The 7,652-nt window shown below is 70.6% G+C and carries 8 protein-coding genes and 2 pseudogenes; 6 read left to right on the forward strand and 4 right to left on the reverse strand.

All coding sequences use genetic code 11. The annotated features are described in order from the left end of the window. Positions 1-63: 63 nt before the first annotated feature. A complete protein-coding gene (locus AB0F91_RS30035; protein WP_360602837.1) occupies positions 64-678 on the forward strand; it encodes an FMN-binding negative transcriptional regulator in 615 nt (204 codons plus the stop codon). A gap of 1 nt (position 679) precedes the next feature. On the opposite strand, the gene AB0F91_RS30040 is transcribed toward AB0F91_RS30035, so the two are convergent. Continuing rightward, a complete protein-coding gene (locus tag AB0F91_RS30040) occupies positions 680-1,723 on the reverse strand; it encodes a cobalamin biosynthesis protein (RefSeq protein WP_360602839.1) in 1,044 nt (347 codons plus the stop codon). A gap of 67 nt (positions 1,724-1,790) precedes the next feature. Next, complete coding sequence (locus AB0F91_RS30045; protein ID WP_360602841.1) at positions 1,791-2,501, reverse strand: FCD domain-containing protein; 711 nt, start codon at positions 2,499-2,501, stop codon at positions 1,791-1,793. Between the two features lie 95 nt (positions 2,502-2,596). Here AB0F91_RS30045 and AB0F91_RS30050 point away from each other — a divergent pair, with 95 nt between their 5' ends. Both AB0F91_RS30050 and AB0F91_RS30055 read left to right on the forward strand, forming a co-directional pair. Next, positions 2,597-3,091 (forward strand): gluconokinase, encoded by a 495-nt coding sequence (locus tag AB0F91_RS30050; RefSeq protein ID WP_360602843.1) that lies wholly within the window; start codon positions 2,597-2,599, stop codon positions 3,089-3,091. Next, positions 3,088-4,455, forward strand: coding sequence for a gluconate:H+ symporter (locus tag AB0F91_RS30055; RefSeq protein WP_360602845.1), 1,368 nt, complete (start codon positions 3,088-3,090; stop codon positions 4,453-4,455). Before AB0F91_RS30050 ends, AB0F91_RS30055 begins: the two co-directional genes overlap by 4 nt. Here AB0F91_RS30055 and AB0F91_RS30060 read toward each other — a convergent pair. Both AB0F91_RS30060 and AB0F91_RS30065 read right to left on the reverse strand, forming a co-directional pair. Beyond that, positions 4,452-4,670, reverse strand: a pseudogene (locus AB0F91_RS30060) (aldo/keto reductase); the annotation flags it as partial. The gene AB0F91_RS30055 and the pseudogene AB0F91_RS30060 overlap by 4 nt on opposite strands. Positions 4,671-4,821: 151 nt before the next feature. After that, positions 4,822-5,406 (reverse strand): annotated as a pseudogene (locus AB0F91_RS30065) (aldo/keto reductase); the annotation flags it as partial. A gap of 115 nt (positions 5,407-5,521) precedes the next feature. Between AB0F91_RS30065 and AB0F91_RS30070 the strand changes: the two are divergent. The 3 genes from AB0F91_RS30070 to AB0F91_RS30080 all read left to right on the forward strand — a co-directional run bounded on the left by AB0F91_RS30070 (position 5,522) and on the right by AB0F91_RS30080 (position 7,523). Then, complete coding sequence (locus AB0F91_RS30070; protein ID WP_360602847.1) at positions 5,522-6,430, forward strand: AraC family transcriptional regulator; 909 nt, start codon at positions 5,522-5,524, stop codon at positions 6,428-6,430. Positions 6,431-6,690: 260 nt separating this feature from the next. Beyond that, a complete protein-coding gene (locus AB0F91_RS30075) occupies positions 6,691-7,017 on the forward strand; it encodes a metalloregulator ArsR/SmtB family transcription factor (protein WP_360602849.1) in 327 nt (108 codons plus the stop codon). Continuing rightward, positions 7,014-7,523 carry an SRPBCC domain-containing protein gene (locus AB0F91_RS30080; protein WP_360602851.1) on the forward strand — a complete coding sequence of 170 codons (510 nt, stop codon included), beginning with the start codon at positions 7,014-7,016 and terminating at the stop codon, positions 7,521-7,523. The genes AB0F91_RS30075 and AB0F91_RS30080 overlap by 4 nt, the downstream gene beginning before the upstream one ends. Positions 7,524-7,652: the final 129 nt, after the last annotated feature.

Raw genomic sequence — 7,652 nt, forward strand, 5'->3', positions numbered from 1 at the left:
CTCCTGTTCCAGCCCAGAACTGGCCCTGTTTCGGGGCCACTTCGCCGGGCGATACTCGGTGTCATGCTGATCCACCCTTGGGACGCCGGGGACGACGCGGAATGGCGGCCGTGGCTCGAGGGCCACGACTTCGGCCAGCTCGTGGCCGGCGGCCACGGCTGTGACCTCCCGGTGGTCGTCCCGACGCACTTCACCTTCGACGGCGAGGCCACCGTCTGGCTGCACCTCGCGCGGCCCAACCCGGTGTGGCCATTGCTGGAGGAACACCCGCGGGCCTTGCTCACGGTGATCGGCGAGTACACCTACATCCCGTCGGACTGGAACACCGCGGACGACCCGGCGGTGGGCGTGCCGACGTCGTACTACGCGACCGTGCAGCTCGCCTGTGACGTCCGGATCGTCGACGACCCGGCCGAGAAGGCGGAGGTGCTCAACCGGCAGCTCGGGCACTTTGAGCCGGGCAGCGGCCGGACGCCGGTGTCCTCGGTCGACGCCCCCGACCGGCGGTTGCTGCCGGGGATCCGCGGGATCGAGCTGACCGTGACGTCGGTGCAGGCGAAGTTCAAGTACGGCGGCAACAAGACGCCGGTCGACCGGGAGCGGATCTCGGGGAAGCTGGCAGCGCGAGGCGGGCCGTTGGACGCGGCCGCGCTGGAGCACCTTCAGCGGCGCAGCTGACTCACCTGCGACGGCGGCGGCGCGCGCCGACGAGGACGGCCACCGTCACCGAGGTCGCGCCCGCCAGCCAGCCGACGACCCGCGACAGCTCCACCGCGCGCGTGACGTGACCGGCGTCCGGGTTGCGACCGACGCCCAGTACGGGCAGCTCCACCACCCCGTGCGGGTACACCGTGCGGCCACCGACGCGGATCTCCAGCGCACCGGCGAACGCGGCTTCCACACGGCCCGCGTTCGGGCTCGGGTGGGCGATCGTGTCGCGCCGCCAAGCCCGCCAAGCGCCACTTGCCGAGCCGCCGACGACGGGGGCGGCCAGCACCGTGAGGGCGGCCGCGATACGCGTCGGCACGAGGTGGACGAGCTCGTCGAGCCGGGCGAGAAGCCAGTGCCCCGCCGAGCCGCGTGCGAGGACGCTGATGGTCCGCGACGCGACCAGCCCCGGCATCCCCGCAAGCGCTCCCCACAGCAGCGGCGCGACGACCATTTCCGACGTGTTCTCGGCCAAGGTTTCCACGGCGGCACGGGAAAGCGCGATCATGCCGAGGCCGTCGGCGACCCGCGGGTCCAGTTCGGACAGTGTGCCGCGCGCGGGTTCGAGGCGGCCCTCTTCGAGGTCGCGCGCGAGCTCCGTGCCCTGCGTCGCGAGGCCGGCGGCGCCGACGACCGCCCAGGTCGTGACAGCCGTGGCCACGGCCTGGACCACAGGTCGGTCGCGAGCGGTGCGTTCGGCGACCAGGCCCACCACCACGGCGGCGCCCGCCAGGCCGAGGCCGGTCACGGCGGCGCGGGCGGACCTCGTGGCGGCGAATTCGGCGGGTGCACCGAAAGCCTCGGCGCCGGCTGCCTGCGCGACAGCGGATTCCCCAGGCGCCCCAACGGCATCACCGCTCCCGGCGCCCAGCGCAGCGGCGGAACCCCCACCCTGCCCGGCGCCCAGCGTCACCAGGCGGCGGAACGCCGTGACGGGCGGGCGCTGCCGGGGGTTGCCGAGGACTCCGTCAGCCGCCAGGCCGAGCATCAAGCCGATCGCGCGTGCCGCGCTCACCAGTAGCCCCCCGGGAACGTGGTTCGATTCCGCCGGGGCGAAGGCCCGGCGAGGTCAGTGCCGCTGATTACTGCCCGCCGAGATTACTCGACACCGCGGCGGCGATTTCTTCCCGTGCCTGGTCCACGATGCCGCGCATGGCGCACTCGGCTCCATCGACGTCGCCGACGTCCACGGCCGCGGCCACTTCCACGTGCAGCGCCACGGCCTCGGGCTGCGGTTCCTCGGGCATCAGGCCGTGGGAGGTGCGGCCCGCGAGCACCTCGGCCACCACGGTGGACAGCTGCGCGAACATCGGGTTTCCCGACGCGGTGAGCAGCAGGTCGTGGAACGCGATGTCGTGGCCGAGGAACGTCGTCAGGTCGCGCGCCCGAGCCGTCTCCTCCAGCCGGTGGCCCAGCGCGCGCAACCGGCCACGTTCTTCGGGGGTCGCGCGCAGCGCCGCGAACCGCGCGGCCGACGGCTCGACCCCCGAGCGCAGCTCCGTCAACGTCCGCAGCGCCCCCGCGCGCTCAGAACCGTCGAGCTGCCAGCGGATCAGGCGCGGGTCGTAGTGGTTCCACCCGGCCGGGTCGCTCACGATCACGCCGACGCGGCGGCGGCTCGTGGTGAGCCCCATCGTCTCCAGCACGCGCACCACCTCGCGAGCCACCGTGCGGGAAGCGCCGAAGCGTTCCTGCAGCTCGTCGGAGCGCAGCACGGCACCTGGCGCCAGCTCACCGTTGGCGATGGCCGCACCCAGCACGTCGAGGACTTCCTCGTGCCGATCGCTCCCCATCAGGCCAACTTACCGCGCTGTCTCGATTAAGTACTACTTCTTCTTGAATAAGTATTACTTTTGAGCTTGACTCGTGCGGACCCAAGGAGGTGCGGATGACCGTCATCGTCGTGATGGGCGTGTCCGGCTCGGGGAAGACGACGGTCGGCGAGGCGCTGGCCGAGCGCCTTGGCGTGGAGTACGCCGAGGCCGACACCTTCCACCCGAAGGCCAACATCGAGAAGATGACCGCCGGCCACGCGCTGACGGACGCCGATCGCGAGCCCTGGTTGCAGGCGATCGCACACTGGATCGCGTCGCACCAGGAGTCGGGCGGGGTCGTGTCTTCGTCCGCGCTGAAACGCCGCTACCGCGACGAGCTGAGAGCCGGCGGCAACGTCTGGTTCCTCCACCTCCACGGCGAGCGCGACGTGCTCGCCGAGCGCATGCAGACCCGCAAGGGCCACTTCATGCCCGTTTCGCTGCTCGACTCCCAGCTCGCGGACCTCGAACCGCTGCAGCCGGACGAGCCAGGCGAAGTCTTCGAGATCACCGAAAGCCCCGCCGCCCTCGTCGAGGCGGCGCTTCACGCGTTCCGGGAGCGTGTATGACCACCCTCGCCGCCGGCTGGACCGGCCACGACACCCGCCTGATCGTGGCGACAGTGCTCGCCATCGCCGTGATCGTGGTGCTGATCAGCAAGCTGAAGCTCCACCCGCTGCTGGCGTTGACGATCGGCTCCGGCGTGCTCGGGATCGTCGCCGGCATGCCCGTGGACAAGCTGTTGAAGAGCTTCGAAAGCGGCGTCGGCAGCACGGTCGCCTCGGTCGGGTTGCTGATCGCGTTCGGCGCGATGCTCGGCAAGCTGCTGGCCGATTCCGGTGGTGCGGACCGGATCGTGGACACGATCCTCGGGCGCGTGCACGGCGCCGGGCTGCCGTGGGCGATGGCGCTCGTGGCCGCGTTGATCGGGCTGCCGATGTTCTTCGAGATCGGTCTCGTGATGCTGATCCCGGTGGTGCTGCTCGTCGCCAAGCGCAGCGGGAAACCCGTGTTGCTGCTGGGAATCCCGGCGCTCGCGGGCCTGTCCGTGCTCCACGGGCTGATCCCGCCACACCCCGGGCCGCTGGCCGCGGCGGGTGCGCTCGGCGCCAACGTGGGCATCACGCTGGCGCTCGGCCTGCTCGTCGGTATCCCGACGGTGGTCATCGCCGGCCCGCTGTTCGGCCGCGTCGCCGCCCGGTGGGTGCCGGACGCCACGCCGCCGCAGCGCCTGGTGCCCGAGTCGGAGAGCACCGAGGTCGACAAGCGGCCCAGCTTCGGCGCGACGCTGACCACGGTGCTGCTGCCCGTGGTGCTGATGTTGCTGAAGGCGCTCTCGGACATCCTGCTGGGCAAGGAAAACGGCGTGCGCCGCGTGCTCGACTTCATCGGCGACCCGCTGGTGGCGCTGCTGCTCGCGGTCCTCGTCGGCATGGTCACGCTGGGCCGCCCGGCGGGCCTGCACCGCGCGCAACTGTCGTCGATCATCAGCGACTCCCTCGCCCCAATCGCGGGCATCCTGCTCATCGTGGCCGCGGGCGGTGGCTTCAAGCAGACGCTGGTGGACGCCGGCGTCGGTGACGTGATCACCAACCTCTCCACCGGCGCCCACCTGTCGCCGCTGCTGCTCGGCTGGCTGGTCGCCGTCGCGATCCGCCTGGCGACGGGCTCCGCGACCGTCGCCACGGTGTCCGCCGCCGGCATCGTCGCGCCACTCGCCGCCACCCTCGACCCGACCCACAACGCGCTCCTGGTGCTGGCCATCGGCGCCGGCTCGCTGTTCTTCTCGCACGTGAACGACGCCGGGTTCTGGCTGGTGAAGGAGTACTTCGGTATGTCCGTCGGGCAGACGCTGAAGACGTGGTCGGTGATGGAGACGGTGATCTCGGTGGTGTCGATCGCGTTGATCCTGCCGCTGGGCGCGCTGGTTTAGGGGGTGCGCGAGGGGTAAGCGCCGTCGAGCGTCCAGGCCGGGTACTCGGGTGTCATGGCGCTGACGGCGTCCAGCTCGGCGAGGTCCTGGCCGGTGAGCTCCAGGTCGACGGCCGCGAGGTTCTCGTGCAACTGGTCGGGCCGTTTGGCCCCGACGATCACGCTGGTCACGCCGCGCTGTGCGAGCACCCAGGCCAGCGCGACGCGGGCGACGCCGACATCGTGGCGGTCGGCGACCTCGCGGCAGCGCGTCGACGATGTCGTAGCCGCGTTCGCGGTCGATCGGCGGGGTGTCGGCCTGGGCGCGGCGGCCGGAGGCGTCGTGGCTGTCGCGGGTGAACTTGCCGGAGAGGAAGCCGCCGGCCAGCGGGCTGTAGACGAGCAGGCCGAGCTTCTCCTCGTTGACCAGCGGCAGCAGCTCGCGCTCGAGGTCGCGCCCGACGAGCGAGTAGTACGCCTGCAGCGACACGAACCGCGGGTAACCGCGCAGGTCGGCGACGCCGAGGGCCTTCGCGAGCTGCCAGGCGAAGGTGTTGGACGTGCCGACGTAGCTGATCTTGCCCTGGCGGACGGCGTCGTCGAGGGCGGCCAGCGTCTCGTCGAGCGGCGTCAGGTGGTCGTGGGCGTGGATCTGGTAGAGGTCGATGTGGTCGGTGCCGAGGCGGCGGAGGCTGTCCTCGATCGCGTGGCGCAAGTGGACACGGGAGAGCCCCACCTCGTTGGGACCGGCGCCCATGCGCGAGTAGGCCTTGGTGGCGAGCACCACGTCGCGGCGGCGGCCCTTGAGGATCTTGCCCAGCAGCTCCTCGGTCTCGCCGCCGGCGTACATGTCGGCCGTGTCGATGAGGTTCACGCCCTGGTCCAGGGCGATGCCGACCAGTTCGTCGGCCGCCTTGAGGTCCAGGCCGCCGATCACGTCCCACGGCTTCCGGCCGGAGCCGCCGAACGTCATGGTGCCGAGTGCGATCCTGGACACGAAAGTTCCGGTGGCGCCCAGTTGTTGGTATCGCACGGAGGTTCCTTTCCTCGGGTGCTTTCCACGCTAGGCAGAGCGGAGGGTGCGGACCATGAGTGAGCGTTCGGAGCTCGTGCTGGATCGTCCGGATCCCCTCGCCGACGTCCTGTCGATGGCCGACGTCCGCCCGGCGCTCCCGGCCCGGCTGACGGCGGGTGGCGAGTGGGCGGTGCGGTTCGACGGCTCGCACCCCAAGGTGATCACCGTGACGACGGGCTCGTGCTGGGTGCTGCCGGAGGGATCCGCCCCGGTGTTCCTGTCCGAAGGCGACTGTTACCTCATCGGCCGCGACGCCGCGTACGTCACCGCCAGCTCGCCCGACGTCGCACCCGTCGAAGGCCGGATGCTGTTCAGGGACCACCTCGGTGTCGTGGGTCCGACCACGGACACTTCGCTGGTCGGCGGCGTGATCGACTTCGCGGATCCGGCCGTCGCCGTATTGCTGGAGGAGCTCGGCGCTTCCGCTCGCATCGTCGACCCGCACACGGCCGTGGTGCTGAACTCGACCCTGCGGCTGCTCGCCGACGAAACGGCCGCCGCGCGCCCGGGCGGATCAGTGATGCGGCAGCACCTGACGGAGATCCTCTACCTCCAGGTCCTGCGGTCGCTCCTGTCCCCGTCCTCGGACACCGGCTGGCTCGGCGCCTTCCGCGACCCGCAGATCGGCGCCGCGCTGGCGGCGATGCACCGGCGTCCGGCGTTCGGCTGGACGGTGGCCCGCCTGGCGGCCGAGGCGGGGATGTCGCGGACGGTGTTCGCGACGCGGTTCAAGGCTCTGGTGGGGTTGTCCCCGATGGACTACCTGCTGCACCGGCGGATCTCCGGCGCCACCCGGGACCTCGCCGAGGGCCGGACGGTCGCTTCCGTGGCTTCCCGGTGGGGGTACGGCTCGGAGAGCGCGTTCAGTGCGGCGTTCAAGCGGGTGACGGGTCAGTCGCCGGCGAGCAGCCGCACTCGCTGATCTCGCGCTCGATCTCGCGCGTCTGAAGTGTTCTTCCAGCGCGATCGAGTGCACCGGCTCGAAGTCGTCGCAGCCGATCGGCCAGGCTTGCCCAGGCCGGAACCCTCCGGATCAAGCCGAGGCGAGGCTGCCAGGCAGTGCCGGGGTCGCCCTCCCCTGGCACGAGCAGGGTGCCACCGAACTCGCTGATCAGCACAAACACCACACCCTGGCGCGAGCACGGGTTGACACGTGACCTTTTGGTCACCTATTCTCGTCGTGTGCCTGACGACGACCTGGTGTTCAAGGCGCTGGCGGATCCGACCCGCCGGGGCCTGCTGGACCGGCTGTTCGAGCATGACGGCCGCACGCTCACCGAGCTGGAGTCCGAAGTGGACATGACGCGGTTCGGGGTGATGAAGCACCTCAAGCTGCTCGAGGAGGCCGGGCTCGTCATCACGCGCAAGGAGGGGCGGGAGAAGCTCCACTTTCTCAACCCCGTGCCGATCCGGGAGATCCACGACCGGTGGATCGACAAGTACACCGAGCGCCACGTGTCGGCGCTGATGGAGCTCAAGAGCGATCTGGAGAGGGAGCCACCGAAATGACCGAGACCAAGACCGTGCAGGTCAACCGCGTGTACATCAAGGCGACGCCGCAGGCGATCTGGGACGCGATCACCAAGCCGGAGTGGACGCAGAAGTACGGGTACTCCGGGCTGGCCGAGTTCGACCTCAAGACGGGCGGCAAGCACCGCACCAAGCCGACGCAGGAGTTCATCGACGCGGGGTTCACGAGTGACCTGCTGGACGGCGAGGTGCTCGAGTCCGACCCGCCGCGCAAGCTCGTGATCACGTGGAAGCTGCTGATGGACCCGAACCTGATCGCGGAGCCCTACACCACGCTCACGTACGACATCGAGGAAACCAAGACCGCCGGTACCAGACTGACCGTGACCCACGACGTCACGGGCGCGCCCGGGCACGCGGCGCTCGTGTCGGGTGCGATGGAGAACGTCGACGCCGGTCCGGGTGAGAACGCGGGTGGTGGCTGGGCCTGGGTGCTTTCCGACCTCAAGTCCGTGCTGGAGACCGGGAAGAACATCGTGGGCTGAGGCTCCCACCGCCCCGATGTGGCGTTCGGTGCGCTGAACGCACCCCAACACCCCAAGGGGGGTGGGAAAGCCCAAAAACACCCCAACGCGGGGGGGGTGTGGGGGGCGCGGGAGGGGGGGGGAAGACAA

This window comes from Amycolatopsis sp. NPDC023774 (assembly GCF_040639695.1).
Lineage (GTDB): Bacteria > Actinomycetota > Actinomycetes > Mycobacteriales > Pseudonocardiaceae > Amycolatopsis.

Coding starts and splice junctions, on each gene's coding strand:
- AB0F91_RS30055 (WP_360602845.1), top strand. CDS start 3,088: ATGACCACCCTCGCCGCCGGCTGGACCGGCCACGACACCCGCCTGATC.
- AB0F91_RS30080 (WP_360602851.1), top strand. CDS start 7,014: ATGACCGAGACCAAGACCGTGCAGGTCAACCGCGTGTACATCAAGGCG.
- AB0F91_RS30050 (WP_360602843.1), top strand. CDS start 2,597: ATGACCGTCATCGTCGTGATGGGCGTGTCCGGCTCGGGGAAGACGACG.
- AB0F91_RS30070 (WP_360602847.1), top strand. CDS start 5,522: ATGAGTGAGCGTTCGGAGCTCGTGCTGGATCGTCCGGATCCCCTCGCC.
- AB0F91_RS30045 (WP_360602841.1), bottom strand. CDS start 2,501: ATGGGGAGCGATCGGCACGAGGAAGTCCTCGACGTGCTGGGTGCGGCC.
- AB0F91_RS30035 (WP_360602837.1), top strand. CDS start 64: ATGCTGATCCACCCTTGGGACGCCGGGGACGACGCGGAATGGCGGCCG.